Below are 16347 nucleotides of genomic sequence, written 5' to 3' on the forward strand. Positions count from 1 at the left end.
TCGCGTATAGAGGAATTCCCAGCCTGCTGAAGCCCTGCACCCTATTCGTCCTCTTCCTTGCCGGAGATGAAGGCCAGTGAGAATGAGCCTGGCCCCAGGTTGATGGCGGCCGTCGTGCTCATGATGGACAGCATGATGTCCACGCCGTGTTCATCACAGAACAGCTTGAAGTCCTTGTACATGGGCGTGTCCTGGATGATGCGCGGGTTGCCGGCGTAGCTCATGCAGACAATGTTGGTCTGCAGGCCGTGAAGGATCTCCTCCTTGGCGATGTTCATCATCTTCTGCACCGCGTTGTTGAAGCCGGATACCTTGTCCACGGCCGCGGTTTCGTTCTTGTAGCCGCGCAGAATGGGCTTGACGTCCAGCAGCTGGCCTACATGGTAGGCAAGGAAGCCCACGCTGCGATCGCCCTTCTTTCTGGCCCGGTTTCTGACGTAGTAGAGATCATCGGGCACCAGGAAGGCCTTCACGTCCTGTGTCAGGCTCTCGATTCGCGGCCGGAGTTCGTCAAAGGGCAGTTTTTCCTCGTAGGCCAGTCGACAGGCTTCATGGACCAGGACCGCTTCTCCGGTGAACATCGTCTTGCTGTCCAGCACCCTCAGGGCAAAGCTGCCGCCTATGCCGGCCTTTTCCCGCCGCTCCTTGTAGTCGTTGAGAATCTGGTAGGACGCCTTGGTGGCATTGTCGTAGGTCGGGCTGCGCGCACTGGAAACGGTGATGACAAGTACCCGGTCGTACTTCAGTGCCAGGTTGTCGAGAAAGAGATCCGTGATTTCCTGGACGCTCAGGGGTGCGGTTTCGGCATCCAGATCCTTGTCTTTCAGATAGCGGCGATAGAATGCGAGCGTTTCCTGGGGGTCCCGAGTGTCCTTCAGTCGTTCACTGCCGATATTGAGACTGATGGGCATCATCTCCAGGCCGTGCTTTTCGATGAATTTCTGCGGCAGGTCGCAGGCCGAGTCAATGACAATGCCGATTTTCATGGGAGGCGTCTCCAGAAATGCATTATGTAATGTGGATGGTGGTCGCCAGGGTGGCTTCCCGCATGGATTTCCCGTTTTGGCGATCCGGGCAGCTTCCTGTTGCTTTCTTCAAAAAGTAGCATATTGGCGACGAATCTGGTCGACCCCGATGTCCTGCTGTAGCCTTGATGCGAACCCGAATGCCAAGGATGTTCCGCTCAATGTCCATGCCACGTCTCTGCTCGCGTCTGTCGCTGCTTTTGCTGACACCACTTCTTGTGGTGGGTGGTTGTGCATCCCTGCCCGACCGCCTGGCGCTTGAGGAGGTGGAGGCGCGAAATTGCCTGGCCGCGTTTCGGGCCAGTGATGCCCTGATTGCCGAGCAGGCACGCTTCGATCAGGGCGCCCACCGGGTTCCGGCATTCCCTTGGCTGCGAAGCAGCCGTTTTCTTGCTTCCTTCAGCAATGAGCTGGGTGACGACCGCGAGAAGTGGGGGCAGTGGCTGACACTGCTGGCTGAAGAAGACCGTCAGGCGCGTCGGCATGAAATGGCCAATGCCACCGCCCTGCCCCATGACAGTGGTCAGCTGGATGCCTTGATGGGCGATCTGGCGGCCTGTGGCGAAACCCTGAACGAGGTGGTGATGGCGCGCAGGGACCTGCAGTCCGAGCTGCGTCAGGCGGTTCAGGTGCCAGATGATTACCGGACCGCCTGGCGCTGGCTGGGGGTGTATCCTGTGACGAGATGGTTCGTTCTGATCGGCGTCAATCGCCTTCATGCGGATCAGGAGGCGGCACTCTCCAGTGAGCATGAGCCCGCCGAGGCTGCCGAATGGTCCAGCTATCTGGCAAAGGACGGAAGGCGTTCAACGGCCAATGCCGCGGTGAACGCGCCCTTCTCCACTGACATACTGCGTATTCCACGGCCTTCCGCCGCAGAGGTTGAGGCGCTTTTTGCGCGGCATGCCCCGATCTGGCGCATTGAGGAGGCGAGTGAGTCGGATCGCATCGGTCGGGTGCGGCTCGCTTCGGATCGACACGCGCAGGTGGATACGGAGGAACCGGTGGAGTATCGGTTTCTCAGCTACACCCGCTTCGGCGACGAGATTCTCCTGCAGCTGAATTACATGGTCTGGTTGCCCGAGCGGCCCCGGGAAGGCGTTTTTGATCTGCTCGGTGGCTACATGGATGGTGCCATATGGCGTGTGAACCTGGATCTCGAGGGTCGCGTTGTTGCGGCTGAATCGCTTCATAATTGCGGATGCTATTACATGGTGTTTCCCGGTGAAGGGGCAGTCGCCACCCGGCAGGCACGAGGTGGCGAGCCGATCTTCGTCGGTCCGGCCCTGCCGAATCTGCGTGATGGTGAGCGCATCCGCCTCAGCCGCGAAGCGGGCAGTCATTATCTGATTGGCGTGGATCGGGCATCGCCGCAAGCCGACGTCATCATGCCGATCCGTGAGGCCGGGGAGCTGCGCAGTCTCTCCTCCGAGGGGCGGAGCGAGAGTCTTTATGCCCGGCACGGGCTGGTGCCCGAAACGGAGCGGCGCGAGCGCTGGCTGCTGTGGACGATGGGTGTGCCCTCGCCCGGCGCCATGCGCCAGCCAGGGCGCCACGCGATCGCCTTTGCGGGTCGGCGGCATTTCGATGCGCCGCGTCTGCTGGAAGAAAGCCTTCGCCCGCGTTCCCGGGAGGATTGAAGGCAGAAAGTGTTTCACGCTCATTAGGTTTCGAGAAAAAGCATGTAACGCCATGAAAAGGAGATTAAATATGACGGGTGCTCAGAAAGGAAAAGCGGTCATTGCAGCGGTTCTCGTGGCGCTTGTTATCGTGTTCGTGATCCAGAACCGGGAAACCGTTGGTGTGGAATTCCTGATCTGGACCTGGACCGCCTCAAGGGCGGTGGTTCTGTTCACGGTCTTCCTGGTCGGCGTACTGGCCGGGTGGCTGGCCCGTGGTGCGGCGATCAAGCGAAAGCGAAGCGGGCTTTGAAGCTTCCGCCGCTTCAGGGACGGGGCAGAATGAAGCGTATGAATGAAAAAGGGCGGGCCATTGGCCCGCCCTCTCCTTCTCTCGATGCCCGGGTGCTTCAGTCACCCATGGATTCGCCATCGTCGAAATCACCCGCGATGACGATGGTGAGTCGCTCCGGCTTCAGGTGGCGCCGCGCCGCCTGATTCAGGGTATCCACGTCCAGCTCGCGGATGGCCTGATCGAGTGCGGCCTCCCGCAGCATGTCACGTCCCACGGCCAGGTTGTTGTTGATGGTGCCGGCCAGTTCACGGTCATTGCCGCGGGATACTTCGCGGTTCTGCAGCCAACCCCGGCGTCCGGCTTCCAGTTCCTCTTCAGTGAAGCCCTCCTCGATCACCTTGTGCAGTTCCTCCCGAAGGGCGGCCAGCAACCGTTCCCGGTTCTCCGGTGCGTAGAAAGCGAAGGTCAGGAACTGTCCGGCGTCTTCATGGGAGCTGACAGACAGGTTGGAGCCCACCCCGTAACTGATCCCTTCCTGGTTGCGAATGCGTTCAGCCAGGCGTGAGCTCAGGAAGCCACCGCCGATCAGGTGGTTGGCCATGGCAACGGCCGGATAATCGTCGTGCTCGTCACTCAGCATTACCCGGTGCGCAGCGCCGAGAACCGCGTTGGCCCGATCCGGAGTGCGGATGACAATGGTCTTCCCTTCCGGGTCATGCTTCTCCTCCGGGATGCGCCGGTAGGCAACGTCTGCTTCCCAGTCACCGAAGAGGGATTCCATCTGTGCCAGAACGGCATCCGGATCGAAGCTTCCGATCAGTACCAGGGAGGCATCCCCCGCACCGTAGAAACGGTTGTGGAATTGCTTCAGGGCGGCAAGGTCAAGCGCTTCCACCGCGGCCAGCTCCTCTTCCAGACTGGCCGCGTACTGGGGATGGTCACTGTCCCGTGAACCCATCGCCTGACCCAGTACATTGAAGGCGCGCTGCTGTGGCTGGGTCATGGCATCTCGCAAGGCATTAATGCGGCTACGACGAAGCTCCCGAAATTCGCTTTCATCGAAGGCGGGCTGTTTCAGGATCTCGGCACCAAGCCCAAGCACATCGGTCAGCTTGTCCTGCTGAGTGTCGATGCTGGTTACCGCCCGATTGACACCGCCACTGACCGACAGGCTGGACTGCAGTTCATCCAGGCGATCCGAAATGCCTTGACGGTCTCGTTCACGGGTGCCGCGCATCAGCATGGCCGCGGTCATGTTGCCGGCAACGCGTTGGCCCCGAAGGCTGTCTTCGTCACCCATGCGCAGCACCAGAGTGCCAACCACTCGGTCACCCCGCGTCTGCTTCGGCAGCATTGAAACGCGCATGCCGTTGGACAGCTCAGCATGGACCAGACGAGCATGAACGTTTTCCGGCGTTGCCTCAAAGGCCTCACCGGCCACCCGCCCTTCTTCCGAGAATTCGTGCGCCGCCAGCATGGCGTTCAGATCCTCTATCTCGGGAATCTCGCTGCGTTTGGGGGAGGAGTCGGGAATGAAGCGGCCAATGGTGCGATTGTCACGACGAAGGTATTTTTCGGCCACGGCTTCGACATCATCCTTCGTGGTCTTGCCGAGACGATCCCGGTGCAGAAACAGCAGGCGCCAGTCGCCACTGGCCGACCATTCCGTGAGGCTGATGCCAAGGCGCTCGGAATCGTTCAGGGTGCCGGTCTCGAGAGCGCGCAGCCTGGAGCTTCGGGCGCGGGTGGCCTCTTCCTGGTCAATGCCGTCACGGGCCAGGTCATCCAGGGTCTCCCGGAAGATGCGCTCCACTTCGTCCAGATCCTGGTCGCTGGGCACCTCGGCAAATGCCAGCAGAACACCGGGTTCGCGCAGGCTGAAGGCAAAAGCCCCCACACTGGTGGCCAACTCGCTTTCCACCAGTGCCTTGTGCAGGCGGCCGGAAGGCTGGTTGCCGATCACATGGGCCAGCAGATCCAGCGCGGCAAAATCCGGGTGTGCACCGGCAGGCACATGGTAGCTGGCCATCAGGTACTGGCTGTCACCGGAACGGCGAACGGTAACCGTGCGTTCCCCGTCCTGGGTCGGTTCGCGGGTGTAGGTATCCCAAATCCGGAGTTCCTCGGCCCGGTCAGGGGCGGGAATGCGGCCAAAGCTGTCCTCGATCAGCGCCAGGGCCTGTTCACGTTCGAAATTCCCGGATACCACCACCATGGCATTGTCCGGCTGGTAATAGCGACGATAGAAATCCCAAAGACGCTCGATGGGCACATTCTCGATATCCGAGCGGGCACCGATGGTACTGCGCCCATAGCCGTGCCATTCGTGGGCGGCGGCGAGAGTCCGCTGCATGAGGACCCGGAAGGGGTTGTTCTCGCCGATTTCGAATTCGTTGCGGACCACGCTCATTTCCGAGGCCAGGTCCTCGCCGTCAAAGGTCGCGTTGACCATGCGATCCGCTTCCATGGACAGGGCCCATTCCAGGTTTTCCCGGCTGGCCGGGAAGGTCTGGAAATAGTTGGTGCGATCGAACCAGGTCGTGCCGTTGGCGCGTCCGCCCTTCTCGGAAATCTCGTTGCGGATATCCGGGTGCTTCTCGGTGCCGTAGAACAGCATGTGTTCCAGCAGATGGGCCATGCCGGTCTCGCCATAGCCTTCGTGACGGGAACCGACGAAATAGGTGGTGTTGACCATGATGGAGCTGCGGCTCTGGTCCGGAACCAGCAACACCTGCATGCCGTTCGGCAGGCGATACTCCTCGATGCCCTCCACGGTGCGTACATGTTCCGCCGTGGTGTCGGTGCCGGGGCGCGGCTCGCCCATGGCGCAGGCCGTAATAAGGGCGGCCAAAAGCAGAAGGGCCGGTGCGGCCCAGCGGCCGAGTGAAGTCCTCGTCATGTGTTTCCCCCCGCGGGTGTGAGCTTGAAGTGCATTAGTGTATTAAACCACCAGAATGAGTCAAGCAGAAACTCGCCGTTGCCGGTGGAACCGCCGCCTCATCAACTCACCATGTCTGGTCCGGGTCCTTGCCGCCGCTCGCGGACTGGCCGGGCTGGAAGCAGTGCATCCCCTGTCGGTGCAACCGCGGATGGACTTCAGCTTGCCGAGCGGGTGCCTGCCCGCCGTCCAAGGGTGGCCTGAAGCCAGCCCGTATCCAGATGCTGTTCGACGGCATCGGCGAGCCGGTCGAGTTCCCCATGTCGGTGCTGCCCGTAGTCCACCGCTTCTCCCGGCGCGGACAGTCCCAGCCGGCCCAGCAGCGATTCACAGGCCTCGGCTTCATCGAACAGGCCGTGCAGGTAGCAGCCCATCACCTGCCCGTCGTCGCTGACGGCGCCGTCGTTCCGTGATGCCAGTTCGATGAGCGGATTTTCCAGGGCCGGTCCCTCGCTGACCCCGTTGTGAATCTCGTAGCCACTGATCCGGACACCCTTCGGCAGCAGTCGGCCCTGGCAGCGATGCAGCTGTTTGCCCACCACCAGGCGGGTGCGCATGTCGAGCCATCCCAGCCCCGGTGTATCCCCGGGCCTGCCTTCCACCCCGTCGGGATCCGACACGCTGTGTCCAAGCATCTGAAAACCGCCACAAATACCAAATACACGGCCGCCGTAGCGCAGATGCCGTTCCAGCACGGACACCCAGCCGGAGGCGCGCAGCCAGTCAAGATCGCTGCGGGTATGCTTGCTGCCCGGCAGGATGATCACATCGGCGCCGTCCATGGCATCGGGATCTCGCAGGAATTGCAGGTCCACCCGCGGGTGCAGGCGCAGGGGATCAAAGTCATTGTGATTGCTAATGCGCGGCAGGGCCGGCACGACCACCCGCAGGGCATTGGAGCCGGCAGGCTCGCCGCCAGGGCCGATGCTGTCCTCGGCGTCCAGCACCAGCTTCTGCAGGTACGGCAAGGTGCCCACTACCGGGCGGGCCGTTCGCTTCTCCAGCCAGTCCAGTCCGTCCTCAAGCAGGGCCATGTCACCTCGGAAACGGTTGATGACAAAGCCACGAACCCGTTTTCTTTCGCTGTCGGACAGCAGCTCCAGGGTACCCACCAGCTGGGCGAATACCCCGCCCCGGTCGATGTCCCCCACCAGCAGCACCGGGCAGTCCGCGGCCTCGGCGAAGCCCATGTTGGCGATGTCGCCCTCGCGCAGATTGATCTCCGCCGGGCTGCCCGCGCCTTCCACGATGATCACTTCGTGACGGGCCGACAGTGCTTCCCAGGCGGCCATTACCGTGGCCCGGGCTTCGGCCTTGAAGGCGTGGTAATCCAGCGCGTTCATGTTGCCGTGCACACGACCCCGCAGAATCACCTGCGCCCCCACATCGGTCTGGGGTTTGAGCAGGACGGGGTTCATGTCGCTGTGGGGTTCCAGGCCGCAGGCCAGTGCCTGCAGGGCAGTGGATCGGCCGATCTCGCCCCCGTCGACGGTCACGGCGCTGTTCAGGGCCATGTTCTGTGGCTTGAAGGGCGCCACTGATATGCCCTGACGAGCCAGCCAGCGGCACAAGGCGGCCACCACGGTGCTCTTGCCCGCGTCCGAGGTGGTGCCCTGCACCATCAGGGTTCTGGCGCCGGGCCTGGCGCTCATGAGCCGGCGGGAAGCAGGGACTGGCCGCCCGACTGGAAGAGTGTGGCGGTGGCTTCGGGGCAGGACGGGAAGTAGCTGTGAAAATAGCTGGCGGTGAGGCCCCGGTCGAGAAAGACGCCCTCCCCCGCGCTGTCGAAGCGTTGCCGCCGGGTGCGGGCGACGGGTCTGGCCGGACTGTCCAGGCGGGAATGATGGAAGGTATGCCCGCGCAGTGTGCCGCGGCGAGTCTCCAGTGACTGGATCCCGAGCCCGGTCAGGCGTTCGCTCATGTGGCAGGCCCCCGGCAGCAGGCCGGCCATGGCATGCGCCATCCCGCCCTGATCATGCAGTGTCTCCATGCAGGCCATCATGCCGCCGCACTCGGCGAGGATCGGCCGGTCACCGGCGTGGTGCTGGCGCAGGGAATCCTGGAAACGCCGGGCCTGGCTGAGCGTGCCGGCATGCAGTTCGGGGTAACCGCCGGGCAGCCACAGGGCGTCGGCGTGCTCGGGGACCGCCTCGTCCTTCTGTGGCGAGAAAAATTCCAGTTCGGCGCCCATGGCCTGCAGCAGGTCCACATTGGCCGGATAGATGAAGGCAAAGGCCCGGTCGCGGGCAATGGCGATGCGGCGGCCGGCCAGGTGCTTCGGGACGTCGGCCGGGGCTTCGGCGGACAAGGTGACCCGCGCCGGCAGGCGTTCCAGCCCCGCTTTTTGCAGGACCTCGGCGGCGGCGTCCAGCTGCGCGTCCAGCTGATCGATTTCCTCCGCCTGCAGGATGCCCAGGTGGCGGTCCGGGATCGACAGGGCCGCATCCTGTGGCACGGCACCCAGCAGCTCCAGGCCCTCGCCCAGGCTTTCGGCCAGCATGTCGGCGTGGATCTGACCGGCCACCCGATTGGCAATCAGCTGGCGGATCTCCAGGTCCTTGCGGTAGCGGGCCAGGCCCAGGGCCACCGCGCCGAAGGTCTGGGCCATGCCGAAGGCATCAATCACGGGGATCGCGGGAATGCCGGCGAGCACCGCCAGTTCCGCGCTGGAGGGCTCACCGTCAAACAGGCCCATGGCCCCCTCCAGCAGGATCAGATCGGCCTCCCTGGCCGCCTCCGCCAGGCGCCAGCGACATTCCGCCTCCCCGGTCATCCAGGGATGCAGCTGGTAGACCGGATGACCGGAGGCCCTTTCCAGCACCATGGGATCGAGAAAATCCGGGCCGAACTTGAACACCCGCACCCGTCGTCCGGCGTTGCGATGCAGACGCGCCAGGGCGGCGGTGATCAGGGACTTGCCCTGGCCGGAGCCCGGCGCGGTGATCATGGCCGCCGCGACCGAGGCAGTGATCCGCTGGTTGGCTTTTGGCATGGTCCCCTTCCCTTTTCTCAGGCCGCGCTTCTCAACTCCGGCCTCAATCGACGGGCACAAAGACCGGGCGGCCATCCAGCTGCGTTACCCGGAGCGGCTGGCGATAGAGCCGTTCGAGCACATCGGGCAGCAGCATCTCCTCCGCCGGCCCCCAGCAGCACTGGCCATCGGGCATCATCAGCAGCAGGCGATCACACCAGCGGGCCGCCAGATTGATGTCGTGCAGGCACATGAACACGCCCCGGCCCTCGCGTGCCTGCTCGCGCATCAGGCGCATGATGGCCACCTGATGGTGCAGGTCCAGATGATTGGTCGGCTCGTCGGCCAGCCAGATGGCCGGAGACTGGCTCAGGGCCGTGGCGATCGCCAGGCGCTGCCGTTCACCGCCGGACAGGGTACTGACCAGACGCTGTTCCATGCCAGCCAGCTCCAGGCGATGCAGCGCCTCGCCGGCAATCCGCACATCCTCGGCGGTGTCCAGGTCCCAGGGCGAGAGATGGGGGTGGCGGCCGATCAGGGCGGTTTCCAGCACCGTGGCCGGAAAGCTGTCCTGATGATCCTGGAAGACAACGGCCAGGCGCTGGGCCACGGTCTTGCGCGGCAGCTGCCGGATGGGCTGCCCGTCCAGCGTCACCTCGCCCCGGCGCGGGGCTCGCAGACCGGCCAGGGTGTGCAGCAGCGTCGTCTTGCCGGCCCCGTTGGGCCCCAGCACGCCCCACACCTCCCCGCTCTCGATGGCGAATTCAAGCACGCCGCCATCCGCCCGGCCGGGGATGTCGATCAACAGATGCTGGCAGGCCAGGCGACTCATCAGCGGCTGCGATACAGCAGGTAGAGGAAGGTGGGCACGCCCAGCATGGCGGTGATCACGCCGACCGGAAGCTGTTCCGGCGCAATAAGAGTCCGCGCCAGGGTGTCGGCCAGTACCAGCAGGATGCCGCCCCCCAGGGCGGAGGCCGGCAGGATCAGCCGCTGGTCATTGCCCAGCACCAGGCGCAGCATGTGTGGCACGATCAGGCCGATGAAGCCGATGGTGCCAGCGGTGGTCACGGCCAACGCGGTCAGCAGGCTGGCAACGGCGTAGATTGTCCAGGTGAGTGGGCGCACGTTCACCCCCAGCGCTGCTGCCTGCATGGGTCCACGGGCCAGCACATTGAGGCTGCGGCCAAAGGGAACCATGAGGACACAGGCCACAATGACTGCAGTTAGCGCCGTCCAGGGTGCCCGGGCATAGGCCAGATCCCCCATCAGCCAGTACAACATGCCGGGCAGCCGTTCGGTGGGGCTGACGGCCAGCAGGAAGGCAATCAGGGCGCCCCAGCCGGCGGCCACCACCACGCCGGTCAGCAGCAGTCGGGTGGGCGTCCAGCTGCCGGTGCCATGGGCCAGGCCGAATACCACCACCACCGAAAGCATGGCCCCGGCAAAGGCCGAGCCGGACACCAGGGTCAGGCCAAGACCCGACAGCATGGCCAGCAAGGCGCCCACCGCGGCCCCGCCGGACAGGCCCAGCACATAGGGATCGGCCAGGGGGTTGCGCAGCAGCACCTGCATCAGGGCCCCGGCAATGCCCAGCAGGCCACCGGTGGCCAGGGCCGCCAGGGCCCGCGGCAGGCGCAGTTCCAGCACCAGGGTGCGATGCAGGCTGTCACCATCGCCGATCAGCACGGCCCAGAGCTCACCCGGCGCAATGCGCACGCTGCCAATGGCCACGGCCAGCAGCAGGGACAATCCGGCCGCCACGATCAGCAGCAGCAAGGGTGGCAGAATGCGTGCCAGATCACCGCGATGCATGGCAGCGGCCTCGCGCAGGGATGGGTTGGCGTCAGCGACGCTCACGGGCCTGCTCCAGTTTCTCGCACAGGCGTCGCATGCCGTCCACCATACGCGGTGTCGCCCGCTGAATCGACGAGGGCGGGATGAACAGCAAGTTGTCCTGTCGCACCGCCCGCAGGTCGCGGTAGCCACGCCAGGGTTCCAGCCAGCTCGGGTCGTCCTCCCCCATGCCGGCGGTCACGATCACTTCCGGGTCCCGGGCGAGGACCGACTCGCGATCCACCCGGGGCGTCAGGCGCGGCAGCTCGCCAAAGACATTCTTTCCCCCGCAGACCGCCGCCGCCTGGCTGATGAGGTGCTCATCGTTGACGGTCATCAGGGGGTCGTCCCAGATCTGGTAGAAGTAGCTGACGGTATCGGCCTCGCCATGACGTTGCCGCAAGGCCTCAATCTCGGCGAGAAATTCCGCGGCCACCTGTCGGGCCACGGTCTGGGTGCCGGCCAGTTGGCCGTAGCGCTCCAGGGTGTGGGCGATATCCTCGAAATCCCGCTCCTCACCCCAGTACACCGTCAGGCCCAGGGACTCCAGCCGTTCGACCTGCTCGCTGGGATTGCCGCTGATCCAGGCCAGCACCAGGTCCGGCCTCAGGGCCAGCAGGCGCTCCACATCCACCCGATTGTGGCTGCCAATGCGCCGGATCTCCCTGGCCGCTTCCGGGTAATCGCTGTAGCTGCTGGTGCCAACGATTTTCGATCCCGCGCCCGCCGCGAAGAGCAGTTCGGTGATGCCCGGAGAGAGGGAGACAATGCGCTCGGCCGGAGCATCGAGACAGACCAGGCGCTTGAGATCGTCCTGGACACAGAGCGCGGGGCTTTCCACGGACAGGCCGCGGGCCGGCAGCAGGCAAAGCAAGGCCGTTGCCGCAATGAGGAACACTCTGGTCATCGAATCAAGCCCTCCCAGGCCACGACAGGGTGCCTCCATGTCCGGAGGCACCCTGCTGCCTGTCATCCCGACGAAATCAGCGTCCGTAGGTCAGACTCAAATGAACGCTGCGGCCAGGTTGTTGGTAGTCGAAATCATTGAAACTGTCGCGCGCGGTGACGTAATCCCGGTCGAGGACATTGTCCAGCACCAGGCGGGCCGTCCAGGCATCGGCAAAGTGCCAGGCCGTGCGCAGATTGAGCAGGCCGAAGCCGGCCAGCCGGTCCTCTTCCTCGGCATCGTCAAAGCGGTGACCCTGGGCCACCAGGGTCGCCCCCAGGGACCAGTCTCCCAGGTTGCGGTCGACTTCCAGGCGTCCGCTGTCGCGGGCCCGCCGGCGAAGACGATTGCCGCTGTCCCGGTCAATGGCCTCTGAACGGGTAAGGGCACCGTAGAAGGTCCACTCCCCCACCTGCAGACCGCTGCCGAGTTCGAGCCCTGTAATGCGTGCCCGGGCCACATTCTGCGGCAGGAAGGCGCCGCCCGAGAAGATGGTCTCGATCAGGTTCTCCACCTGGGTCTGGTACAGGGCCGCGTCCCAGAAGTACCGATCACGGTGGGCGGACAGCCCCAGTTCCAGGGAGCGGGAATTTTCCGGCTCCAGATCCGGGTTGCCGAAGCCCGGGAAGTACAGCTCATTGAAGGTCGGCGCGCGGAAGCCTTCGCCCACGGAAAAACGCAGGCGCTGCCCGTTCTCGAAGCGATAGCTGGTCGCCAGGCTGCCGGTGGTCACGGTGCCATAGGACTGGTTGTCGTCCTGGCGAATGCCCACTTCCACGACGGCCGGATCCAGGTCCACCGTGCTTTGCAGGAAGGCGCCCACATTGCTGCGACTCTTTTCGTCGTAGTCGGTGGTGCCATCGATCTGATCGTACAGATAATCCAGGCCGATCACGTACTCGACACTGTCCGCCTGCACGATGTTCTGCCAGCGCGCGGACTGCCGGCGGCTGTCGAAGCGGCTGCCACCGAAGTCATCGAAGTTGTCGGCGGCATCCCGGCTTTCGCCGAGACTCAGGACGCTTTCCCAGGTCTCGCCCAGCGGCAGGGAAAGACGGGCGCCACTGGCCTGATGAACGAAGTCGGTGACGCCGCCGATGAACTCGGTGCGTCCCTCGGAGCGCAGACTGTGGACCGCCACCTGGTTGCCGTTATCAAAGTCGTGCTGAATGCGTGCCAGGCCGGAGGTATTGTGAAAGCCCTTCTTCTCGCCCCCCGGGCGCAGGGCGATCCCGTCGGTGTGGAAATGGCTGGCTCCCACCGTGTAGTGGGTGTTGCCGTGGCTGCCCGAGAGGCCGCCACCGTACTGGTGGGTGCCGAAGGAGCCACCGGAGACCTGCGCCCAGGGCCCACTGTCGGCCCGATCCGGGTCGGTAAAGACTTCGATCACACCACCGATGGCATCAGCACCATAGACCGTACTGCGCGGTCCGCGAACGATTTCGGCGCGGTCGATCATCTGTGGCGGCAGGAACTGCCAGGTGGCGCCACCCGTGGTGATGCTACCCATGCGAATCCCGTCCACCAGCAGAATGGACTGAACGTTGCTGGTACCGCGCAGGAAGACACTGGTGACCTTGCCGAAGGGGCCGTTGCTGACCACGTCGACGCCGGGCCGGCCTCGCAGGAGCTCGCTGAACTCCCGGGGCTGCTGGCGCTCAATGGTATCCCTGTCGACGACGGTGACCGAGGACAGGCTGTCGTCCAGGCGACGTTCGGTGCGGGTGGCCGTCACCACCACCGGGTTCAGGGGCAGGCTGTCGTCCAGCTCAGAGGTACCCAGGGCAATGCTGCTGTCACCGGCGTTGGCGCCGCTGTCGATGGCCTCTTCGGCCACTGCGTTTGTGGAAAAGGCAAGTGTCGCCGCCATGGTCATGGCGCCGATGAGATTGAATTCCTTCATGATTTCCCTCATTTGCCGTGCCCACCGCACGGTTTCATGCGAACGTGATGCACGCCGGAGGGAGATCGGGCGGAGAGATGGCTGGGCGAGAAGTCATCCGACCGGCCCGGCGCTGCCCTCCGCAGCGTGCGGCCAGGGATGTCATCACGCCGGTCGCTGCAGTGGGCAGCGACCAATGGGCGCAAGCATCCCGCGCGTCCAGGCCGGTCTACGGGCTCACGAGTGGAGTCTGTTGCTCCGCGGGTGGCCGCCTTCCCATGCCCGAAGGCACAGTGGCGTGTGGTCATCCGCTACCGGCTTGATGCCGGTCACTCATTCACCGTTGCGGGGGCAGCGTCGGAATGGGGCCATCCGCGAGGACGACCCGGCACCGACTTCCCGTTTAATCCCTTTCTCGGAAAGAGTCAGGGACACCTGGTGCGAGGCGGCAAAACTATCAGCAAGGGAGGGTTTCGTCAATCAGGGAAAGCCGTCGAGTGTGCCCAGGGCGCTGGACGACACCGGTCGGCTGAAATAAAAACCCTGTGCCTCCTCACAGCCCAGCTGAGACACGATGTGCAATTGCTCCTCGGTCTCGATGCCTTCGGCCACCACACGCAGATTCAGGTTGCGGGCCAGGTCGATCACGGATCGCACGATGGATTTGGCGTTGCCACTGTCATCGGCCAGGTCGGCAATGAAGGCCTGGTCGATCTTGAGGGTATCGATGGGCAGGTGACGCAGGTAATTGAGGGAAGAATAGCCGCTACCGAAGTCATCGATAGCGATCTGGACGCCCGGCAAGGCCTGCTTGATGGTCTTGAGAACTTCCGTGGCCTGGTGGATATTCTCCATCAGCATGGATTCAGTGATCTCCAGCTCCAGCGCAATGCCCGAGTCGCCATAGCCACTCTGGATGGTTCTTACCAGGGTCTCGATATGCTGCACTTCGTACAGATCCCGTGTCGACAGATTGACGGCCATGCGCAGGTCGGGTGACCTTGCCACTACACCGGCCATTTCCCGGGCGCATTGTTGCAGCACCCAGTGGCCGATGCGGCAGATCAGGTCTGACCGCTCCGCCAGGGGCAGGAACTCGCCGGGGCTGAGAACACCGCGCTCCGGATGCTGCCATCGCACCAGTGCTTCCAGGCCACAGATACGACCGGATTTCAGATCGATACGTGGCTGATAGTCCAGAAACAATTGATCCGCAGCGATAGCCTGCCCCAGCTCATAACGCAGATTCAGCGTTTCCCGTGCCCTTTCTGTCATGACCGGATCGAAGAAGGCAAAACGATTCTTTCCGGCGTGTTTTGCGGCATACATGGCCAGATCGGCATTGGGCAGCAGTTTTTCGGCATCCGTGTCATCATCCGGGTACAGGCAGATGCCGATACTGGGATGCGTGATGATGCTTTCCTCCTGAATGATGGCGGGTGCACTCACGGCGTGCAGAGCCCTTTCGGCCAGGGCAGCAGCGTCAGCGGCATCGTCGATCTGCATCAGGAGAACGAATTCGTCGCCACCCAGTCGCGCCACCGTATCCCCGGAACGCAGAATGCTCCTGAGCCGTTGGGCAACCTGGCACAGCAGCTGGTCCCCGGCGCTATGGCTCAGGGTGTCATTGACGAGCTTGAAATCGTCCAGATCCAGCAACATGACGGCCATCCTGCGGCCGAGTCGATCGCATTGCCGGGCCGATTGCGTGATCCGGTCCTGCAGCAACTGGCGATTGGGCAGATCGGTGAGCGGGTCATGATAGGCCAGATATCTGAGCTGTTCCGCCAGCCCCGCGGCTTCCTGGGCATTGGCAATGAGCTGACCCAGCAGGCGCAGATTGTCCCGCTGATCCTCGTTCCAGTATCGCTTGCTCCAGATGGCATCCAGCCCGAACAGGCCGGTCGGTTCTCCATTGCGAATCACGGGGACGATCACCAGGGACTTGATTCGCTGCCGTTTGTATTCCTCGCGTTCATGGGCAACGGAATCCGGCAATTCCTCCACGTCGGGAATGTGCGCCACTTCATGATTCAGGATACGCCGGATCAACCACGGAAAGGCATCAAAGGGAACATCCTGGAGGTTGTCGATCTCGGGGGCCACACCGTCGGCATACCATTCGTGGGTATTGCTGAAGGTCTCATTCTCGAGGTCAATCGAGAACAGATAGGTGCGCCCCGAATCGAAGAAATGGCCGATATCCCGAAGCAGGCCATTGATGACCTCGTCAACCTGATTCGGGTCGATGTTCACCAGGCGGGTCGAAATATCCAGAAGCAGCCGATCGAAGGCGATACGTTGCTGGATGTTCTGCTCCAGCTTCATTCGCTCGCTGATTTCGCGAACCGCGGCCACGAACAGCTTCTGCCCATCATGCACGATGGGCGTCAGGTTGATTTCGATTGGAAACTCTTGGCCGTCACGGCGTCGATGCCATGCCGTAAACACCCGGTTTCGCTCGCCACTGTCGACCAGAGTTTCCAGCAGCTGGCTCAGCTCCTCAGGGCTTCGGTAGGGGTTGAGCTCGGAGACACTCATGCCGCGAAGCTCATCGTGGCTGTAGCCGGTGTAACTCGTGGCGGCGGGGTTGGCCTCGATGATGTGCCCCTGCTCGTCATGGACATAGACGGCGTCCGGCACCCCCTCCAACAGACGGCGATAGAAATCGTCACTCATGTCCGGACCCCGGATCGTCCTGGCCGGATGTGGACGCCTTCCAGCCCCTGGCCATGTACTTTACCGGCATTCTGCTCCCCTTCTGTCCTGAAACCGGTTATCGCATGCCGCGGGGCTGGTCGGTAACCCGCTTCCAGCGCCAGACGATTTCCCCTG

Annotated in this window: 11 protein-coding genes and 1 riboswitch; of the genes, 2 read left to right on the top strand and 9 right to left on the bottom strand. The window is 63.5% G+C overall.

What is annotated here, in order from left to right; all coding sequences use genetic code 11:
* Positions 1 to 41 precede the first annotated feature (41 nt).
* Positions 42 to 986, bottom strand: coding sequence for a DegV family protein (locus tag RBH19_RS12690; protein WP_306729228.1), 945 nt, complete (start codon positions 984 to 986; stop codon positions 42 to 44).
* Positions 987 to 1186: 200 nt separating this feature from the next.
* Here RBH19_RS12690 and RBH19_RS12695 point away from each other — a divergent pair, with 200 nt between their 5' ends.
* Both RBH19_RS12695 and RBH19_RS12700 read left to right on the top strand, forming a co-directional pair.
* Positions 1187 to 2665 carry a hypothetical protein gene (locus RBH19_RS12695; RefSeq protein ID WP_306729229.1) on the top strand — a complete coding sequence of 493 codons (1479 nt, stop codon included), beginning with the start codon at positions 1187 to 1189 and terminating at the stop codon, positions 2663 to 2665.
* Positions 2666 to 2735: 70 nt separating this feature from the next.
* A complete protein-coding gene (locus RBH19_RS12700) occupies positions 2736 to 2957 on the top strand; it encodes a lipopolysaccharide assembly protein LapA domain-containing protein (RefSeq protein WP_306729230.1) in 222 nt (73 codons plus the stop codon).
* A gap of 97 nt (positions 2958 to 3054) precedes the next feature.
* On the opposite strand, the gene RBH19_RS12705 is transcribed toward RBH19_RS12700, so the two are convergent.
* From RBH19_RS12705 to RBH19_RS12740, 8 genes are all read right to left on the bottom strand, one after another.
* On the bottom strand, positions 3055 to 5838 hold the full coding sequence (locus RBH19_RS12705) for a M16 family metallopeptidase (RefSeq protein WP_306729231.1): 2784 nt from the start codon (positions 5836 to 5838) through the stop codon (positions 3055 to 3057).
* A 197-nt stretch (positions 5839 to 6035) separates the two neighbouring features.
* A complete protein-coding gene (locus RBH19_RS12710) occupies positions 6036 to 7529 on the bottom strand; it encodes a cobyric acid synthase (RefSeq protein WP_306729232.1) in 1494 nt (497 codons plus the stop codon).
* Positions 7526 to 8869 (bottom strand): cobyrinic acid a,c-diamide synthase CobB, encoded by a 1344-nt coding sequence (locus tag RBH19_RS12715; RefSeq protein WP_445353984.1) that lies wholly within the window; start codon positions 8867 to 8869, stop codon positions 7526 to 7528. Before RBH19_RS12715 ends, RBH19_RS12710 begins: the two co-directional genes overlap by 4 nt.
* 43 nt (positions 8870 to 8912) lie before the next feature.
* Positions 8913 to 9680 (bottom strand): ABC transporter ATP-binding protein, encoded by a 768-nt coding sequence (locus RBH19_RS12720; RefSeq protein ID WP_306729233.1) that lies wholly within the window; start codon positions 9678 to 9680, stop codon positions 8913 to 8915.
* A complete protein-coding gene (locus RBH19_RS12725; RefSeq protein ID WP_306729296.1) occupies positions 9680 to 10663 on the bottom strand; it encodes a FecCD family ABC transporter permease in 984 nt (327 codons plus the stop codon). The genes RBH19_RS12720 and RBH19_RS12725 overlap by 1 nt, the downstream gene beginning before the upstream one ends.
* A gap of 31 nt (positions 10664 to 10694) precedes the next feature.
* Entirely contained in the window at positions 10695 to 11591 is an 897-nt protein-coding gene (locus RBH19_RS12730; RefSeq protein ID WP_306729234.1) for a cobalamin-binding protein, read from the bottom strand.
* A 76-nt stretch (positions 11592 to 11667) separates the two neighbouring features.
* Positions 11668 to 13533, bottom strand: a complete 1866-nt coding sequence (locus RBH19_RS12735) for a TonB-dependent receptor plug domain-containing protein (RefSeq protein ID WP_306729235.1) — start codon at positions 13531 to 13533, stop codon at positions 11668 to 11670.
* A gap of 183 nt (positions 13534 to 13716) precedes the next feature.
* Positions 13717 to 13966: riboswitch (cobalamin riboswitch) on the bottom strand.
* A gap of 26 nt (positions 13967 to 13992) precedes the next feature.
* Positions 13993 to 16191, bottom strand: a complete 2199-nt coding sequence (locus RBH19_RS12740; RefSeq protein WP_306729236.1) for a sensor domain-containing protein — start codon at positions 16189 to 16191, stop codon at positions 13993 to 13995.
* Positions 16192 to 16347 lie beyond the last annotated feature (156 nt).

The sequence above is a fragment of the Natronospira bacteriovora genome (assembly GCF_030848495.1).
Lineage (GTDB): Bacteria > Pseudomonadota > Gammaproteobacteria > Natronospirales > Natronospiraceae > Natronospira > Natronospira bacteriovora.

Excerpts from the sequence above, each read along its gene's own strand:
- RBH19_RS12690 (WP_306729228.1), bottom strand. The coding sequence starts at position 986 with ATGAAAATCGGCATTGTCATTGACTCGGCCTGCGACCTGCCGCAGAAA.
- RBH19_RS12695 (WP_306729229.1), top strand. The coding sequence starts at position 1,187 with ATGTCCATGCCACGTCTCTGCTCGCGTCTGTCGCTGCTTTTGCTGACA.
- RBH19_RS12700 (WP_306729230.1), top strand. The coding sequence starts at position 2,736 with ATGACGGGTGCTCAGAAAGGAAAAGCGGTCATTGCAGCGGTTCTCGTG.
- RBH19_RS12705 (WP_306729231.1), bottom strand. The coding sequence starts at position 5,838 with ATGACGAGGACTTCACTCGGCCGCTGGGCCGCACCGGCCCTTCTGCTT.
- RBH19_RS12710 (WP_306729232.1), bottom strand. The coding sequence starts at position 7,529 with ATGAGCGCCAGGCCCGGCGCCAGAACCCTGATGGTGCAGGGCACCACC.
- RBH19_RS12715 (WP_445353984.1), bottom strand. The coding sequence starts at position 8,869 with ATGCCAAAAGCCAACCAGCGGATCACTGCCTCGGTCGCGGCGGCCATG.
- RBH19_RS12720 (WP_306729233.1), bottom strand. The coding sequence starts at position 9,680 with ATGAGTCGCCTGGCCTGCCAGCATCTGTTGATCGACATCCCCGGCCGG.
- RBH19_RS12725 (WP_306729296.1), bottom strand. The coding sequence starts at position 10,663 with ATGCATCGCGGTGATCTGGCACGCATTCTGCCACCCTTGCTGCTGCTG.
- RBH19_RS12730 (WP_306729234.1), bottom strand. The coding sequence starts at position 11,591 with ATGACCAGAGTGTTCCTCATTGCGGCAACGGCCTTGCTTTGCCTGCTG.
- RBH19_RS12735 (WP_306729235.1), bottom strand. The coding sequence starts at position 13,533 with ATGAAGGAATTCAATCTCATCGGCGCCATGACCATGGCGGCGACACTT.
- RBH19_RS12740 (WP_306729236.1), bottom strand. The coding sequence starts at position 16,191 with ATGAGTGACGATTTCTATCGCCGTCTGTTGGAGGGGGTGCCGGACGCC.